At 57.0% G+C, this 15,920-nt stretch carries 13 protein-coding genes; 6 read left to right on the forward strand and 7 right to left on the reverse strand.

Translation table 11 applies throughout. The annotated features are described in order from the left end of the window. Positions 1-210 precede the first annotated feature (210 nt). From gltB to hemE, 3 genes are all read left to right on the forward strand, one after another. Positions 211-4,656, forward strand: coding sequence for a glutamate synthase large subunit (gene gltB / locus KJY40_RS03035; protein ID WP_230734887.1), 4,446 nt, complete (start codon positions 211-213; stop codon positions 4,654-4,656). A 33-nt stretch (positions 4,657-4,689) separates the two neighbouring features. Then, complete coding sequence (locus tag KJY40_RS03040) at positions 4,690-6,108, forward strand: FAD-dependent oxidoreductase (protein ID WP_007909438.1); 1,419 nt, start codon at positions 4,690-4,692, stop codon at positions 6,106-6,108. A 268-nt stretch (positions 6,109-6,376) separates the two neighbouring features. After that, positions 6,377-7,444 carry a uroporphyrinogen decarboxylase gene (gene hemE / locus KJY40_RS03045; protein WP_230734889.1) on the forward strand — a complete coding sequence of 356 codons (1,068 nt, stop codon included), beginning with the start codon at positions 6,377-6,379 and terminating at the stop codon, positions 7,442-7,444. A gap of 55 nt (positions 7,445-7,499) precedes the next feature. Here the strand turns inward: hemE and KJY40_RS03050 are convergent, their stop codons facing one another. The 3 genes from KJY40_RS03050 to KJY40_RS03060 all read right to left on the reverse strand — a co-directional run bounded on the left by KJY40_RS03050 (position 7,500) and on the right by KJY40_RS03060 (position 10,763). Then, complete coding sequence (locus tag KJY40_RS03050) at positions 7,500-8,144, reverse strand: retron system putative HNH endonuclease (RefSeq protein ID WP_230734891.1); 645 nt, start codon at positions 8,142-8,144, stop codon at positions 7,500-7,502. Further along, positions 8,141-9,409 carry an AAA family ATPase gene (locus tag KJY40_RS03055; RefSeq protein WP_230734893.1) on the reverse strand — a complete coding sequence of 423 codons (1,269 nt, stop codon included), beginning with the start codon at positions 9,407-9,409 and terminating at the stop codon, positions 8,141-8,143. The genes KJY40_RS03050 and KJY40_RS03055 overlap by 4 nt, the downstream gene beginning before the upstream one ends. 76 nt (positions 9,410-9,485) lie before the next feature. Then, positions 9,486-10,763 (reverse strand): MFS transporter, encoded by a 1,278-nt coding sequence (locus KJY40_RS03060; RefSeq protein WP_230734895.1) that lies wholly within the window; start codon positions 10,761-10,763, stop codon positions 9,486-9,488. 118 nt (positions 10,764-10,881) lie between these two features. Here KJY40_RS03060 and KJY40_RS03065 point away from each other — a divergent pair, with 118 nt between their 5' ends. Beyond that, complete coding sequence (locus tag KJY40_RS03065; protein WP_039766450.1) at positions 10,882-11,778, forward strand: LysR family transcriptional regulator; 897 nt, start codon at positions 10,882-10,884, stop codon at positions 11,776-11,778. Here the strand turns inward: KJY40_RS03065 and KJY40_RS03070 are convergent, their stop codons facing one another. The 3 genes from KJY40_RS03070 to KJY40_RS03080 all read right to left on the reverse strand — a co-directional run bounded on the left by KJY40_RS03070 (position 11,779) and on the right by KJY40_RS03080 (position 13,192). Next, complete coding sequence (locus KJY40_RS03070; protein WP_230734896.1) at positions 11,779-12,216, reverse strand: excinuclease; 438 nt, start codon at positions 12,214-12,216, stop codon at positions 11,779-11,781. Between the two features lie 290 nt (positions 12,217-12,506). Continuing rightward, complete coding sequence (locus KJY40_RS03075; RefSeq protein ID WP_230734898.1) at positions 12,507-12,791, reverse strand: hypothetical protein; 285 nt, start codon at positions 12,789-12,791, stop codon at positions 12,507-12,509. 71 nt (positions 12,792-12,862) lie between these two features. After that, positions 12,863-13,192 (reverse strand): DUF6124 family protein, encoded by a 330-nt coding sequence (locus KJY40_RS03080; RefSeq protein WP_407681983.1) that lies wholly within the window; start codon positions 13,190-13,192, stop codon positions 12,863-12,865. A 341-nt stretch (positions 13,193-13,533) separates the two neighbouring features. Here KJY40_RS03080 and KJY40_RS03085 point away from each other — a divergent pair, with 341 nt between their 5' ends. Both KJY40_RS03085 and KJY40_RS03090 read left to right on the forward strand, forming a co-directional pair. Then, the gene (locus KJY40_RS03085) at positions 13,534-14,136 is read left to right on the forward strand and encodes a helix-turn-helix domain-containing protein (protein WP_230734900.1); all 603 of its coding nucleotides are present in this window, start codon (positions 13,534-13,536) and stop codon (positions 14,134-14,136) included. Beyond that, positions 14,120-14,998, forward strand: coding sequence for a queuosine precursor transporter (locus tag KJY40_RS03090; protein ID WP_230734902.1), 879 nt, complete (start codon positions 14,120-14,122; stop codon positions 14,996-14,998). Before KJY40_RS03085 ends, KJY40_RS03090 begins: the two co-directional genes overlap by 17 nt. Positions 14,999-15,050: 52 nt before the next feature. Here KJY40_RS03090 and queC read toward each other — a convergent pair whose 3' ends face one another. Beyond that, positions 15,051-15,749: a 7-cyano-7-deazaguanine synthase QueC gene (queC, locus tag KJY40_RS03095; RefSeq protein WP_230734904.1), complete on the reverse strand. Its 699-nt coding sequence runs from the start codon at positions 15,747-15,749 to the stop codon at positions 15,051-15,053. Positions 15,750-15,920: the final 171 nt, after the last annotated feature.

The raw sequence follows: 15,920 nt of genomic DNA on the forward strand, positions 1-15,920 counted from the left end.
TTGACTAGCACAGCAGATCGCTTTAAACCTTTCACAAATGCGACATGAATTTGCGACATTTCGTCGTCAAATTTGTGAGCCTCTGTGTCGCTGTGTACAATGACCACCCTTTTGCCCCCGCAAAGCCGGCGTACGTTCGGCGCGGCAAGCAAGTGGTTGAATTGAAAAGAAATTTGCCTCGTTAAGAGGCAGCCTGGTGAGAAAGTGTCTATGAAAGCAGGTCTGTACCAACCAGATGAATTCAAGGATAACTGCGGTTTCGGCCTGATAGCCCATATGCAGGGCGAGCCCAGTCATACCCTTTTGCAAACGGCCATCGAGGCCCTGACCTGCATGACCCACCGCGGTGGGATTAATGCCGACGGCAAGACCGGTGACGGTTGCGGTCTGCTGATTCAAAAGCCCGACGCGTTCCTGCGTGCCATTGCCCAGGAAACCTTCAGCGTCGAGCTGCCCAAGCAATATGCCGTGGGCATGGTCTTCTTCAATCAGGATCCGGCCAAGGCCGAAGCCGCCCGCGAGAACATGAACCGCGAGATCCTGGCCGAAGGCCTGCAACTGATCGGCTGGCGCAAAGTGCCAATCGACACCAGCGTCCTCGGCCGCCTGGCCCTCGAGCGCCTGCCGCAGATCGAGCAGGTGTACATCGGCGGCGAAGGCCTGAGCGATCAGGACATGGCGGTCAAGCTGTTCAGCGCCCGTCGTCGCTCGTCGGTGGCCAACGCCGCCGACACCGACCACTACATCTGCAGCTTTTCCCACAAGACCATCATCTATAAAGGCCTGATGATGCCGGCCGACCTGGCCGCGTTCTATCCGGATCTGGGTGACCAGCGCCTGCAAACCGCGATCTGCGTGTTCCACCAGCGCTTCTCCACCAACACCCTGCCGAAATGGCCGCTGGCCCAGCCATTCCGCTTCCTCGCCCACAACGGCGAGATCAACACCATCACCGGCAACCGCAACTGGGCCCAGGCCCGTCGGACCAAGTTCACCAACGATCTGATGGATCTGGAAGAACTCGGCCCACTGGTCAACCGCGTCGGTTCCGACTCCTCGAGCATGGACAACATGCTCGAACTGATGGTCACCGGCGGCATCGACCTGTTCCGTGGCGTGCGGATGATCATTCCGCCGGCGTGGCAGAACGTCGAAACCATGGACCCGGATCTGCGTGCGTTCTACGAGTACAACTCGATGCACATGGAGCCGTGGGACGGCCCGGCCGGCGTGGTCATGACCGACGGTCGCTACGCGGTGTGCCTGCTCGACCGTAACGGTCTGCGCCCGGCGCGCTGGGTCACCACCACCAACGGTTTCATCACCCTCGCGTCGGAAATCGGCGTGTGGGACTACAAGCCTGAAGACGTGATTGCCAAAGGCCGTGTCGGCCCTGGCCAGATCTTCGCCGTGGACACCGAAACCGGGCAGATCCTCGACACCGACGCGATCGACAACCGTCTCAAATCCCGTCATCCGTACAAGCAATGGCTGCGCAAGAATGCCCTGCGCATCCAGGCGACCATGGAAGACAACGATCACGGTTCGGCTTTCTACGACGTCGATCAGCTCAAGCAATACATGAAGATGTATCAGGTCACGTTCGAAGAGCGCGATCAGGTACTGCGTCCGCTCGGCGAGCAAGGCTATGAGGCCGTTGGCTCGATGGGCGACGACACGCCGATGGCCGTGCTGTCCCAGCGCGTGCGCACGCCGTACGACTATTTCCGCCAGCAGTTCGCGCAGGTGACCAACCCGCCGATCGACCCGCTGCGTGAAGCGATCGTGATGTCGCTGGAAATCTGCCTCGGTGCCGAGCGCAACATCTTCCAGGAATCGCCGGAGCACGCTTCGCGCGTGATCCTCAGCTCGCCGGTCATTTCCCCGGCCAAGTGGCGTTCGCTGATGAACCTCGACCGTCCGGGTTTCGAGCGGCAGATCATCGACCTCAACTACGACGAAAGCGTCGGCCTCGAAGCGGCGATCCGTAACGTCGCCGATCAGGCTGAAGAGGCCGTGCGTGCCGGTCGTACCCAGATCGTTCTGAGCGACCGCCATATCGCCCCGGGCAAGCTGCCGATCCACGCTTCGCTGGCCACCGGCGCGGTGCACCACCGCCTGACCGAAAAAGGCCTGCGCTGCGACTCCAACATCCTTGTGGAAACCGCCACCGCACGCGATCCGCATCACTTCGCGGTGCTGATCGGCTTCGGCGCCTCGGCGGTCTATCCGTTCCTGGCGTACGAAGTGCTGGGCGACCTGATCCGTACCGGTGAAGTGCTGGGCGACCTCTACGAGGTGTTCAAGAACTACCGCAAAGGCATCACCAAAGGCCTGTTGAAGATCCTGTCGAAGATGGGCATCTCGACCATCGCGTCCTATCGCGGTGCGCAGCTGTTCGAAGCCATCGGTCTGTCCGAAGAAGTTTGCGAGCTGAGCTTCCGTGGCGTGCCGAGCCGCATCAAGGGTGCGCGTTTCGTCGACATCGAAGCCGAGCAGAAAGCCCTGGCCACCGAAGCCTGGAGTCCGCGCAAGCCGATCCAGCAGGGCGGTCTGCTGAAGTTCGTCCACGGTGGCGAATATCACGCGTACAACCCGGACGTGGTCAACACCCTGCAAGCCGCCGTGCAGCAGGGCGACTACGGCAAATTCAAGGAATACACCTCGCTGGTGGACAACCGTCCGGTGTCGATGATCCGCGACCTGTTCAAGGTCAAGACCCTCGACACGCCGCTGGACATCAGTGAAGTGGAACCGCTGGAATCGGTGCTCAAGCGCTTCGACTCCGCCGGTATCTCGCTGGGCGCCCTGTCGCCGGAAGCTCACGAAGCCCTGGCCGAAGCCATGAACCGCCTCGGCGCGCGTTCCAACTCCGGCGAAGGCGGCGAAGACCCGGCGCGCTACGGCACCATCAAGAGCTCGAAAATCAAACAGGTCGCGACCGGCCGTTTCGGGGTGACCCCGGAATACCTGGTCAACGCCGAAGTGCTGCAGATCAAGGTCGCCCAAGGCGCCAAGCCGGGCGAGGGCGGGCAACTGCCGGGCGGCAAAGTGAACGGGCTGATCGCCAAACTGCGTTACGCAGTGCCGGGCGTGACCCTGATTTCGCCACCGCCGCACCACGATATCTATTCGATCGAAGACTTGTCGCAGCTGATCTTTGACCTGAAACAGGTCAACCCGAAGGCGCTGGTTTCGGTGAAGCTCGTGGCTGAAGCGGGCGTCGGCACCATCGCCGCCGGTGTGGCCAAGGCCTACGCGGACTTGATCACCATCTCCGGCTACGACGGTGGCACCGGTGCTTCGCCGCTGACCTCGATCAAATACGCTGGTGCACCGTGGGAACTCGGCCTCGCCGAAACCCACCAGACCCTGCGCGGCAACGACCTGCGCGGCAAGGTTCGGGTCCAGACCGACGGCGGCCTGAAAACCGGCCTCGATGTGATCAAGGCAGCCATCCTCGGCGCCGAAAGCTTCGGTTTCGGTACCGCGCCGATGATCGCACTGGGCTGCAAATACCTGCGTATCTGCCACCTGAACAACTGCGCCACCGGCGTCGCGACTCAGAACGAGAAGCTGCGCAAGGATCACTACATCGGTACCGTCGACATGGTGGTGAACTTCTTCACCTATGTCGCCGAAGAAACCCGTGAGTGGCTGGCCAAGCTGGGCGTGCGCTCCCTCGAAGAGCTGATCGGCCGTACCGATCTGCTGGAAATCCTCGAAGGCCAGACCGCCAAGCAGCATCACCTGGATCTGACCCCGCTGCTGGGCAGCGATCACATCCCGGCGGACAAGCCTCAGTTCTGCGGCGTCGAGCGCAACCCGCCCTTCGACCAGGGCCTGCTGGCCGAGAAAATGGTCGAGATGGCGACGTCGGCGATCAACGACCTCAGCGGCGCCGAATTCGATCTGGATATCTGCAACTGCGACCGTTCGATCGGCGCACGGATCTCCGGCGAAATCGCGCGCAAGCACGGCAACCAGGGTATGGCGAAAGCGCCGATCACCTTCCGCTTCAAGGGCACTGCGGGTCAGAGCTTCGGCGTGTGGAACGCCGGCGGTCTGAACATGTACCTGGAAGGCGACGCCAACGACTACGTCGGCAAAGGCATGACCGGTGGCAAGCTGACCATCGTGCCGCCGAAGGGCAGCGTCTATAAGACTCAGGAAAGCGCCATCATCGGCAACACCTGCCTGTACGGCGCCACGGGCGGCAAGCTGTTCGCCGCCGGCACCGCCGGCGAGCGTTTCGCCGTGCGCAACTCCGGTGCCCACACGGTCGTGGAAGGCACTGGCGATCACTGCTGTGAGTACATGACCGGTGGTTTTGTCTGCGTTCTGGGCAAGACCGGTTACAACTTCGGCTCTGGCATGACCGGCGGTTTCGCCTACGTGCTCGACCAGGACAACACCTTCGTTGACCGGGTCAACCACGAACTGGTGGAAATCCAGCGGATCAGCGGCGAGGCGATGGAAGCCTATCGCAGCCACCTGCAGAACGTGCTGAACGAGTACGTCGCGGAAACCGACAGCGAGTGGGGTCGTGAGCTCGCCGAGAACCTCGATGACTACCTGCGTCGTTTCTGGCTGGTCAAGCCGAAGGCTGCCAACCTGAAGTCGTTGCTTTCCAGCACCCGTGCCAACCCGCAGTGATATGCGCCTGAAGAGTTTGATGAGGTTTTAACAATGGCTGAACGTCTGAATAACGACTTCCAGTTCATCGATGTCGGGCGCAAGGATCCGAAGAAGAAACTGTTGCGTCAACGCAAGAAAGAGTTCGTGGAAATCTACGAACCGTTCAAACCCCAGCAGTCGGCCGACCAGGCCCACCGCTGCCTGGGTTGCGGCAACCCGTATTGCGAATGGAAGTGCCCGGTGCACAACTTCATTCCGAACTGGCTGAAGCTGGTGGCCGAGGGCAACATCCTCCAGGCTGCCGAGCTGTCGCACCAGACCAACACCCTGCCGGAAGTCTGCGGCCGGGTTTGTCCGCAGGATCGTCTGTGCGAGGGTGCCTGCACCCTTAACGACGGCTTCGGTGCGGTGACCATCGGTTCGGTCGAGAAGTACATCACCGACACCGCGTTCGCCATGGGCTGGCGCCCGGACATGTCCAAGGTCAAACCGACCGGCAAGCGTGTCGCGATCATCGGTGCAGGCCCGGCGGGCCTCGGTTGTGCCGACGTGCTGGTGCGCGGCGGCGTGACCCCGGTGGTGTTCGACAAGAACCCGGAAATCGGCGGTCTGCTGACCTTCGGCATCCCCGAGTTCAAGCTTGAGAAGACCGTGCTGAGCAATCGCCGCGAAGTCTTCACCGGCATGGGCATCGAGTTCCGCCTCAACACCGAGGTCGGCAAGGACGTGACCATGGAACAACTGCTCGCCGAATACGATGCCGTGTTCATGGGCATGGGCACTTACACCTACATGAAGGGCGGTTTCGCCGGTGAGGACCTGCCGGGCGTTTATGACGCGCTGGACTTCCTGATTGCCAACGTCAACCGCAACCTGGGCTTTGAAAAGTCGCCGGAAGATTTCGTCGACATGAAAGGCAAGAAGGTCGTGGTGCTGGGCGGTGGCGACACGGCGATGGACTGCAACCGCACGTCGATCCGCCAGGGCGCCAAGTCGGTGACCTGCGCCTATCGTCGTGACGAAGCGAACATGCCCGGCTCGCGCAAAGAGGTGAAGAACGCCAAGGAAGAAGGCGTGAAATTCCTCTACAACCGTCAGCCGATCGCCATCGTTGGCGAAGACAAGGTCGAAGGTGTGAAAGTGGTCGAGACCCGTCTCGGCGAGCCTGACGCCCGTGGCCGTCGCAGCCCCGAGCCGATCCCGGGCTCCGAAGAGATCATCCCGGCCGACGCCGTGGTCATCGCGTTCGGTTTCCGTCCGAGCCCGGCGCCGTGGTTCGAGCAGTTCGAGATCCAGACCGACAGCCAGGGCCGCGTCGTTGCGCCTGAGCAGGGTCAGTACAAGCACCAGACCAGCAACCCGAAAATCTTCGCCGGTGGCGACATGGTGCGCGGTTCCGACCTGGTGGTGACGGCGATCTTCGAAGGCCGCAATGCGGCGGAAGGGATCCTGGATTACCTGGGCGTCTAACCGCGATCCCGAGCTGAAATGCAGTAAACCTGTGGGAGCGGGCTTGCTCGCGAAGAGGGAGTGTCAGTCGACAGATTTGTTGTCTGACACACCGAATTCGCGAGCAAGTCGAATCGTCGCACCGCCGCTCCCACATTGGTTCTGTGGTGTTGCGAAGACCGGTGTTTCTCCGCGACAAATTGACCCGATAGACAAAAGGCTGACCTGCATCCGTGCCTTTTGCGTCGCGCTCTGAGAAAATGCCCGCACTTTTTTTCCGGATGCCGACATGACTGCCCTGAAGAACGACCGTTTCCTCCGCGCCCTGCTCAAGCAACCCGTAGACGTCACCCCTGTATGGATGATGCGCCAGGCCGGCCGCTACCTGCCGGAATATCGCGCCAGCCGCGCCCAGGCCGGTGATTTCATGAGCCTGTGCATGAATCCGGAATTCGCCTGCGAAGTCACGCTGCAACCCCTCGACCGCTATCCGCAACTGGACGCGGCGATCCTGTTCTCCGACATCCTCACCATCCCCGATGCCATGGGCCAGGGCCTGTACTTCGAGACCGGTGAAGGTCCGCGCTTCAAGAAAGTCGTCAGCACCCTGGCCGACATCGAAGCCCTGCCGATCCCCGATCCGCACAAAGACCTCGGTTACGTGATGGACGCGGTGAGCACCATCCGCCGCGAACTGAACGGTCGCGTACCGCTGATCGGTTTCTCCGGCAGCCCGTGGACCCTCGCCACCTACATGGTCGAAGGCGGCTCGTCGAAAGACTTCCGCAAGACCAAGGCGATGCTCTACGACAACCCGCAAGCCATGCACCTGCTGCTGGACAAGCTGGCGCAGTCGGTGACGTCGTACCTCAACGGCCAGATCCAGGCCGGTGCGCAAGCGGTGCAGATCTTCGATACCTGGGGCGGCAACCTGTCGGCGGCGGCGTACCAAGAGTTCTCCCTGGCCTATATGAAGAAAATCGTCAGCGGCCTGATCCGCGAGCACGACGGTCGCAAAGTGCCGGTGATCCTCTTCACCAAGAACGGCGGCCTGTGGCTGGAAAGCATCGCCGACGCTGGCGCCGACGGACTGGGCCTGGACTGGACCTGCGACATTGGCAACGCCCGCGCTCGCGTCGGCGACAAGGTCGCGTTGCAAGGCAACATGGACCCGACTGTGCTGTACGCCAAACCTGAAGCGATCCGCACTGAAGTCGGGCGCATCCTCGCCAGCTACGGCAAGGGCAGCGGCCACGTGTTCAACCTCGGTCACGGCATTACGCCGGAAGTCGACCCGGAACACGCCGGCGCGTTCCTTCGTGCGGTACACGAGTTGTCGGCGCAGTATCACGAGTAATCGCGCTTCAAGAAAAACGCCCGGCTGATGCCGGGCGTTTTTGTTTGCGATGGATTTAGCGACCGAGGAGTTGTTCGGCGTAGCGGGCGATGATGTGGTCGAAGGGTTTTTGATTGGGAATCGCGGTATTTCTGATCGCCGTCACCAACCGCTCAAGCTCTTCCTCGCTGACTTGCATGACGAACTCATCATCGAAGAGGCGGCGGATTGTGTCCTGACGTCGATTTTTGAGGTAGGCGATGTCTAGCGCCAATACCTCGATCATCTTTGTGGCGGGAAGGTCGTCAGAATCTTTTGGCTGGATTTCGCCGGTTCGCAGATATCGGAAACGCTGTTCACAATTCTCGTCGGTGGGAGAAATATGTTGGTTTTCGTCGAACCAGTTGCCCTTCTTATGGCCGCAGTGCAACGGATTGCCGGGCTTGGTTTCTCGCAGGCAGGAGGCATGAAGGTTGTGAAACTCCAACGCCAGCTCTTCGAAATGCTCTTGAGGTCTGAAGTGCTCGATATGGCTGGTCGAGGCATCTATTTCCCGGCCGCAATAACAGCAGAAGAAGCCTTGCTCCTTAAGCAGGGCATTATGCAAATCCCGTTTTTGCGGGTTTTGTAGCGTTGGGTAAGTTGGACTCCACTCGTCGTTCGCCGAGTTTTTCCAATCTGTAAATGAAGCGGGTTCAGTTCCTTTGAGCACTCGCTTCATTTGCCGAGAATCTCCTTGCGCCTGATCAGTGCTTCGGCGCCGGCGAATTCCGGTAGGTCGGGGGCTTTCTTTTTCAGCGCCTCAAGTTGTGATTTTGCCTTTTCGAGGTCGTTGTCTTCCAACGTGGAAAAAAGCTCGGACAGCAGATCTTCGATTTCTGGTTCGCGCTGCGTAACGCCCATTACCTCTTCAAGCACGCTGCTGGAATCCAGACCGTAGGTGACCCGCGGATGAGTAGGATCCCCGTTGTGCAACACGATCACTTCCTCAGGTTTCAGGCTGCCGATGATTTGTGGGGAATGGCTTGCGGCGATGAATTGGACTTTGGGAAAAGCCTGTCTCAATGCAGGCACGATGCTGCGTTGCCAGGCCGGGTGAAGGTGGATATCCAGTTCGTCGATGATGACCACGCCTGAGGTGTTCTTCAGGACGTCTTTGCCCATGTGGGGATTGAGGATGCACATGCGTCGAGCGATATCGGCGAACAACGCAATCATCCCGCGTTGACCATCGCTAAGCTCATTGAAGGGAATGGTTTTTCCATCCAGGTCGATCAACAAGCTTTGCAGCCGGAGGTCATAGCGCAAATTTTGTGCGTGGGGAATAGCGCGCTCGATCGCAGTGTTTACCCAGTAAAGTTCGTCGTCGAACTCAAGTGACTGGGTGTTGGAATCAAGAAGGTTCTGCATCCGCTCCAGCGTTCTGCCGATTAACCAGCTTTCAAACTCTCTGAGATCCGCAACTGCATCGAACCAGTTAACGTAGGCATCGAAGCGCGAGACGCGTTGTTTCGCGGCGAACTCAGCAGATACTCCGACTCCTTGCCAGCGGCGATTGGAGCGGTAGAAAGCAAGCACAGGCAAATCGACTGGAATGGCCAGGTTGATTTTCTGTTTTAGTTTGTCTATCTCGGCGTCGAATACTGAATCTACAAGATGGGGTAAGTCTTCTGCATCTCGTTTCAGGACCCAGTCTGTAGCTCCGAAGAAGCTGCCTATGCCATGTACCAGTAATGGGAACTTGCGCTCGAAGCGGCTTCTGTTTTCAAAACGATCTATGACAAAGCGAACGTCTTCATTTTTTATAGAGGTCTGACTTGGCTTCATGGCATTGCCGAGTTCGATGAACGAAACGGCAACCGCCTGCAACAAGGATGTCTTCCCGCTCCCATTAACCCCCACCACCAGATTGAATCCCGGCTGAAAGTCGAACGTGGCATCTTCGTAGCAACGAAAATTCTGAATGTGGAGACGGTCCAGGCGCATTCTGGCTTCCTTTACCAAAGCAGGCGAATGCCGTCAGTGTACCTTGGCCCGTGATTACCGCTAGGCGCAGTTGTGGCTAAACCTTTTCGCCACCACCCAGCGGCGGCAACTTCGCCAGCTTCAAGGCCACCAACAGCGCCACCAGTAACAGCGCGCCGATGAACAGGCCAATCCCGTTCCACCCGGCCAGGTGCCAGAACACCCCGCCCGCCGTCCCGGCGATACTCGACCCGGCGTAATAGCTGAACAGGTACAACGACGACGCCTGGCCCTTGGCCTTGAGCGCCCGGCGGCCGATCCAGCTGCTGGCCACAGAGTGGGCGCCGAAGAAGCCGAAGGTGAAGATCAGCATGCCAATGATCACCAGCGGCAGCGGTGTGAACATTGTCAGGGCAAGGCCGGCGAACATCAGCGCGATGGTGGCCCACAGTACTTTGCGGCGACCCAGTTTGTCGGCCAGCGAACCGATTTTTGCCGAGCTGTAGATGCCCGACAGGTACACCACCGACAACAGCCCTACAAACACTTGATCCATGTGGTACGGCTCAGCCAGCAGGCGATAACCGATGTAGTTGAACAACGTGACGAACGCGCCCATCAGCACGAACGCCTCAAGAAACAGCAGCGGCAGGCCGGCATCGCGAAAGTGCATGGTGAAGCCGTCGAGCAGGCTGCGCGGGTGCAGCGAGCGGGAGCGGAAGTTGCGCGACTCCGGCAGGATTTTCCAGAACACCGCCGCCGCGATCAGCGCCAGTCCGCCGATCACCATCATCGCCGTGTGCCAGCTGACGAAGTCGATCAGCACGCCGGTGATCAGACGCCCGCTCATCCCGCCGATCGCGTTGCCGCCGATGTACAGGCCCATCGCCAGACCGATGTGCTGCGGATGGATTTCCTCGCTCAGATACGTCATCGCCACCGCCGCCAGACCGCTCAACGACAACCCGATCAACGCACGCATAATCAGCACACCGTGCCAGCTCGGCATCATCGAACTGGCGATGGTGCACAGGGCCGCGGCAAACAGCGCGGCAACCATCACCGGCTTGCGCCCGACCCGATCGGAAATCGGACCGGTGATCAGCAGGCCGAACGCCAGCATGCCGGTGGCCACCGACAGGATCAGACTGCTCTGCGCCGCGTTGATCGAATATTCGTGGGACAGCAACGGCATCATCGGCTGCACGCAGTACAGCAGGGCGAAGGTCGCGAAGCCGCCGCTGAACAGCGCGAGCACCGTGCGCATGAACGCGGGCGTGCCTTTCTCGATGTAGATCTCTTGCAGTTCGGTCAGCACATCGTCCGCCGCAGCGGGCGGGACTTCATGGGCCAGTGGAGCGACGGCGGTTTTCACATCAGACCTCGGAGGGCGCGGGCAGGCAGGCAATGAAAAAATCATATAGCTGGCTAATGTTTCTATCCAATATATTGTTCGACCTGTTTGATAGCTTTCACGACCTAATGGGGTGTTCATGGAATTGCGTCATCTGCGCTACTTCATCGCCGTTGCCGAAGAACTGCACTTCGGCCGCGCCGCACAGGTGCTGGGCATCTCCCAGCCACCGCTGAGCCAGCAGATCCAGGCGCTGGAACAGGAAGTCGGCGCGCGACTGTTCGAGCGGACCAATCGTCGGGTCGAGCTCAGCGAGGCCGGGCGGTTGTTTCTGGAGGAAGCGCGGCTGGTGCTCGCGCAAGTCGACAAAGCGGCCGACGTGGCCCGGCGTGCACAACTCGGCGAGCTGGGAGAGTTGAAGATCGGTTTCACCTCTTCGGCGCCGTTCAACTCGACCATTCCCCAAGCGATATTTTCCTTCCGTCAGCGTTTCCCGGCTGTGCACCTGAATCTGCGCGAGATGAGCAGCACCATGGTGGCCGACGCGTTGGTGGACGAATCGATCGAGGTCGGCATCATGCGCCCGCTGGGTTTGCCGGATTCGCTCAGTGTGGTCGAGCTCATGCGCGAGCCGCTGGTGGCCGTGCTCAGCTCCAAACATCCGCTGGCGCAGGGCTCTGAAGAGGGGCTGTTCCTCTCGGCGCTGGCCCTCGAACCGTTCGTGTTCTTCCCGCGCAGCTACGGCAGCGGTCTGTATTCACAGTTGATCAGCCTGGCCCGCGACGCAGGCTTCAGTCCTCACTTCGCCCAGGAGGCTGGCGAAGCCATGACCATCATCGGTCTGGTGGCCGCCGGTCTGGGCGTGTCAGTGATGCCGGCCTCGTATCAGCGGATGCGCATCGACGGCGTGGTCTACCGGCCGCTGCTGGACCCTGAGGCCGTGACGGCGGTGTGGCTGGTGCAGCGCAAGGACCAGAAATCGCCGATGGCCAAGGCGTTTGTCGAATTGCTGACGCGCAAGGTTGAAGCCGGTTGATCAGGGCAGCCGCACCAGATCACCCTTCAACGCCACCCGCGTGACAAAGATGCCGGCCCGACATTCGTAAGTGTTCAGATCCTTGCGCACATGCTGGTCGTAGTAGCTGACGATGTTGGTCACCGCATTCGCCCCGACACGCTTGGCTTCGGCCTGCAGCGCAATCAGATTCGACTGCAACACCCACTCGCACGAGTCGTGATCGCTCTTGTTGAAGCCGTTGGTCTTCAAGTCGCTGACCACCCCGCGCTGCAACAACCGCTGAGTCCCCTGAGGCCCGTTGCCGACCAGATAAAACTTCACACTGCCATCCAGCCGCCCGGCGCGCATCGCATCCGACACGACTGTTTCGAACGGCATGTACATCAGATTGGTGGCGTGGCTGGTACCGGGCAGCAGGCCGAGAAGGGCGGCGGCGATCAGGGCTTTCGCTTGCATGGTTGTCTCCTTGACGGTGAAAGAGAACCGCGAGTACTTGACCGGCAGGGCTCGCCGTTCCGGCAGGCGCTGTGGGTTGGCCTGTTTGAGCGAGTGTAGATGGTGCTTGCGAAGGTGCAGCGAAATGCCAGCGCTGTCGGGAGTACCTTTTCAGGCAATACTGCCGGCGTTGCCGAAAGGGGCTTGTGAGACTCCGAGAATCCTGGGCAACCAGGCATCGCAGAGCCAAACAGATGAGAGGCGATGACAAGCGAATCTGTTTGTAAAAGGGCGCCGAAAGGCGCCCTTTGTCATTTTTGAAGGTTTGATTGCGTTACTTCCTGAGCCGAAGCCTCATCCTGCAATCTGCGCCCGATCACATCCAACAAGTCGCAGCCATCGCGCAACGATGTGACCAATACCTTCGCCAACTCGCTGTAAATGCCCTCAGCGAACGCCAGGTTTTCGAGAAACTGTGTCGCTGTGCGTATGCGGTAGGCGGCTATTTCGTGAAGTACGTCCAGTGGTGCTTCAGTGTCGATCAGCAGTGAAGGTATTTCGCAGTCAATTCCGGTGATAGGTCTGTATCGATCCATGACAGAAGAACTCCATTAGGTAAAAGGCGCGGGTACTCGGTAGTCAGTGTTCAGTGAAAGCGCGGGCTCTCTCAAGGCGGATCCAGGTTGTCCAGCGCCCTATTGACCAGCAATTCGCTCAGGACGGTGAGTTGCTGAATAGCCAACGTTACGTTCCGCTGCGGCCCTTCTACCTCGCCCGCGAGATTCGTAGCCATGACATTGAGCGAAGCGAGGTTTTCGCATGCATGGCAAAGCAATGACTCAGTGTCGACATCCGGCAGTATCGTGAAAATGTGGCTGAGCGGCTCCGATTTACGCGAGCGGTGGGAGGTGACGGGGGCAGTAGTTCGGGTTTGGTCGGGCATGTCTGGATTACTTTTGCCCAAGAATTGCGGGTGGTCGGAATCAACTTTTTTCATTTCGGAACTCCCTCTGGTTTTTTAGTGAATAGCAACATCCAATTCCAGTTATTCATAGGTGCTCAGCGAAGGGCGTGGATAACGAACGTATTTATAACTAATAATTTCGCTTCTATTAATCAAATAATTGAACGTTTGTGTAATTAAATGATTCTTTGTAGGCATATGTAAGCAAGCTCTCTCAATGTTGTGGGATTTATCCTATCTATGGTGTTTGGTATTCAACATCGAATTAAACATGCTGCTGTGGATGTACAATTTATCCGCGTGTGGCAGTATTCTGCATAATTCCAACGAATGGCGGATGCGTTTCAAACTATCAAGTGATTGGCAGATATTTAATGCATAAGAAAGAAAAAACAGAAAAGCTAAAAAGGAATATTAAGTACCTGATAGAAAGCCGGGGCGAGACAAGAATTTCGCTGTGTAACTCCAGCGGGTTAACCAGGACAACAATCTACAATATTCTGGAAGGTAGAGTAGTTAATGTACAGCAATCTACAATCCGCAAGATCTCGGATTTTTTCGGGGTGTCTTACAAAGAGATTGAAACTGTTGATTTTGAAGAGCGGGAAATAATTGAATCCACTGTTTCTTTGCACGGGAATATGAATCCGGCCGCAGTGCCGGTCATCAAAGAAAGCTTGCTGCTTCAGAGTTTGGAGAAAAGGATTGGCGAATTGGCTATATCGCATCCTTTGACCTATTACTTCGGGGCTGCGAGTAATCTTATAGGCGTGCTTTTGGAGAATGAGATAGTTGGTGCCAATGAAGTGGGTGACCTTCTGATAGTTAGAAAAGGTGTATCGACTAGTAGAAGTGAAAAGCTTGTATATGACAAGCGTACCAGAAAACTTACCATCGTTGCCGGCTCGGAGTTAGATGCTGATGTGCTCGTCATAGGAGAGTTGATTGAGGAAAGGTTTAATGTCGGAAAATATTGAGACTGTAAGCAGCAAATATAAGCTGCTGGGGTTTGAGCCGGATAAGAAGCTCGCTGTAGTAATGGTTGTCTCAACCGGGAAGCTGATTAAGCTAAAATTGGCAGAGCTGATAAAAAGTGATTTGATAGATAATCTCAGCAGGGCCGAAGTCAAAAGTATATACAGGAAATATTATTCTACGAGTACGGCCGTGACCGCCTATGATATGACCGATCGTCATGAGCGATCCTGGATGGTCTATGTTGTATTAAACCTGTTGCTTTTGGTGTTGTATGTGTTCTCGAATATTGGTGCCACGAAGCTGATATATATCGAGCAATTTGACGTCGTTTTAACGCCAGGAGTTTTTCTCTATCCTCTGACCTTTCTTGTAGTCGATATGTTGAATGAGTTGTATGGGTTCAAGCTGGCAAGAAGGGCAATTTTTTTTGGATTTCTGAGCAATGCGCTGATTATTTTATTGTTGAGTGCGGCAAAAATGATGCCGGGAGTGTCGGATTGGAAACTTGATGCACCTTATGGTGAGGTTGTATCGCATGTTTCCTCGGTGTTGTTGGCCTCATCGGTATCGTTTCTGTTTTCCGAATATATTAATTCATACCTCTTGTGCAAAATTAAACAGTTTACAAACTCTAGGTACCTCTTCTTGCGTGTCTTTTTTAGCACGGTTTTTGCAGTTTTGATCGATAGTGTACTTTTTTGCTTTATAGCTTTTTATGGTGTGCTGGAGAGTGGTGAAATATTGTCAATCGTGATGGTTCAAATCACTATCAAGATGTTTTTTGCATTTTTCAATGTTTTTCCCGCGTACGGAGCAAGGTCGCTTTTTAGAAGGTTTGTTGCGGAGAGTAAGGTCGCGTAACAGGCATCGGGGGAGGGGCGTTATTACGCTCCTCCTCCTGTTCTTTGGGGAGTTAGCTTAAGCTCAATCGATATCTCAAACTGTTTGTGAATTTTTTCTTGTTTTTCAGGAAGTCGTCTAGCCCCTTCGAGCGAAGGCCACAAGCATCACATTTTTCACAGCCACTAGCCTTTATCCCGTTATAGCAAGACAGTGTATGTTCGCGAACAAGTTCGAGTTGACCATGATAGTTGGCCAGCGCCCAAATTTCGGCCTTGGTCAGCCACATCAATGGCGTTTCAAGCTGCAGTTCATATTCCATGCCTAAGTTGATAGCTTCATTTAGCGTTTTAACGAAATCATCACGACAATCCGGGTAGCCAGAAAAATCTGTTTCGCAGACACCTGTAATCACAGTCTGAGCCCGAATTTGATACGCATAAACAGACGCCAGCGTTAAAAACAGAATGTTTCTTCCAGGTACGAACGTGTTGGGCAAATCGTTGCCGGATGAATTGGCGGACGGTACGGGGATGTTGTCACGCGTCAGGCTGCTGATGGTCAAGTCGCTGAGTACCTTCACGTCCAGCACGCTGTGTGCAGTCACACCCAACTCTTTCGCTAGTCGACGTGCTACGTCGATTTCTGCGCGATGGCGTTGACCATAATCAAACGTAATACAGTGAATTTCGTCGTACCTCGGCAAGGCATGGATCAAACAGGTGGTTGAATCCTGACCGCCGCTGAAAACGATAACCGCTTTTTTACGCATTTTTTCGTCCTTGAGGTGTGCCGCTTGATCGCGGCACCATTGACCTTACAGAGTAGAAAGTGCGCTGAATGTGGGACGTTTCCGAAAAGAAACGCTGAGCTTTCCTTGTGTGCAGTTTTTTGTGCAATAGATGAAAAAAAGGGCGCCGAATGGCGCCCTTTGTCGTTTCCG

Origin of the sequence: Pseudomonas fitomaticsae (assembly GCF_021018765.1) — a bacterium.
Taxonomy (GTDB): domain Bacteria; phylum Pseudomonadota; class Gammaproteobacteria; order Pseudomonadales; family Pseudomonadaceae; genus Aquipseudomonas; species Aquipseudomonas fitomaticsae.

Excerpts from the sequence above, each read along its gene's own strand:
- KJY40_RS03040 (WP_007909438.1), top strand. The coding sequence starts at position 4,690 with ATGGCTGAACGTCTGAATAACGACTTCCAGTTCATCGATGTCGGGCGC.
- KJY40_RS03090 (WP_230734902.1), top strand. The coding sequence starts at position 14,120 with ATGTCGGAAAATATTGAGACTGTAAGCAGCAAATATAAGCTGCTGGGG.
- KJY40_RS03080 (WP_407681983.1), bottom strand. The coding sequence starts at position 13,192 with ATGAAAAAAGTTGATTCCGACCACCCGCAATTCTTGGGCAAAAGTAAT.
- KJY40_RS03050 (WP_230734891.1), bottom strand. The coding sequence starts at position 8,144 with ATGAAGCGAGTGCTCAAAGGAACTGAACCCGCTTCATTTACAGATTGG.
- KJY40_RS03075 (WP_230734898.1), bottom strand. The coding sequence starts at position 12,791 with ATGGATCGATACAGACCTATCACCGGAATTGACTGCGAAATACCTTCA.
- KJY40_RS03065 (WP_039766450.1), top strand. The coding sequence starts at position 10,882 with ATGGAATTGCGTCATCTGCGCTACTTCATCGCCGTTGCCGAAGAACTG.
- KJY40_RS03070 (WP_230734896.1), bottom strand. The coding sequence starts at position 12,216 with ATGCAAGCGAAAGCCCTGATCGCCGCCGCCCTTCTCGGCCTGCTGCCC.
- hemE (WP_230734889.1), top strand. The coding sequence starts at position 6,377 with ATGACTGCCCTGAAGAACGACCGTTTCCTCCGCGCCCTGCTCAAGCAA.
- queC (WP_230734904.1), bottom strand. The coding sequence starts at position 15,749 with ATGCGTAAAAAAGCGGTTATCGTTTTCAGCGGCGGTCAGGATTCAACC.
- KJY40_RS03085 (WP_230734900.1), top strand. The coding sequence starts at position 13,534 with ATGCATAAGAAAGAAAAAACAGAAAAGCTAAAAAGGAATATTAAGTAC.
- gltB (WP_230734887.1), top strand. The coding sequence starts at position 211 with ATGAAAGCAGGTCTGTACCAACCAGATGAATTCAAGGATAACTGCGGT.
- KJY40_RS03055 (WP_230734893.1), bottom strand. The coding sequence starts at position 9,409 with ATGCGCCTGGACCGTCTCCACATTCAGAATTTTCGTTGCTACGAAGAT.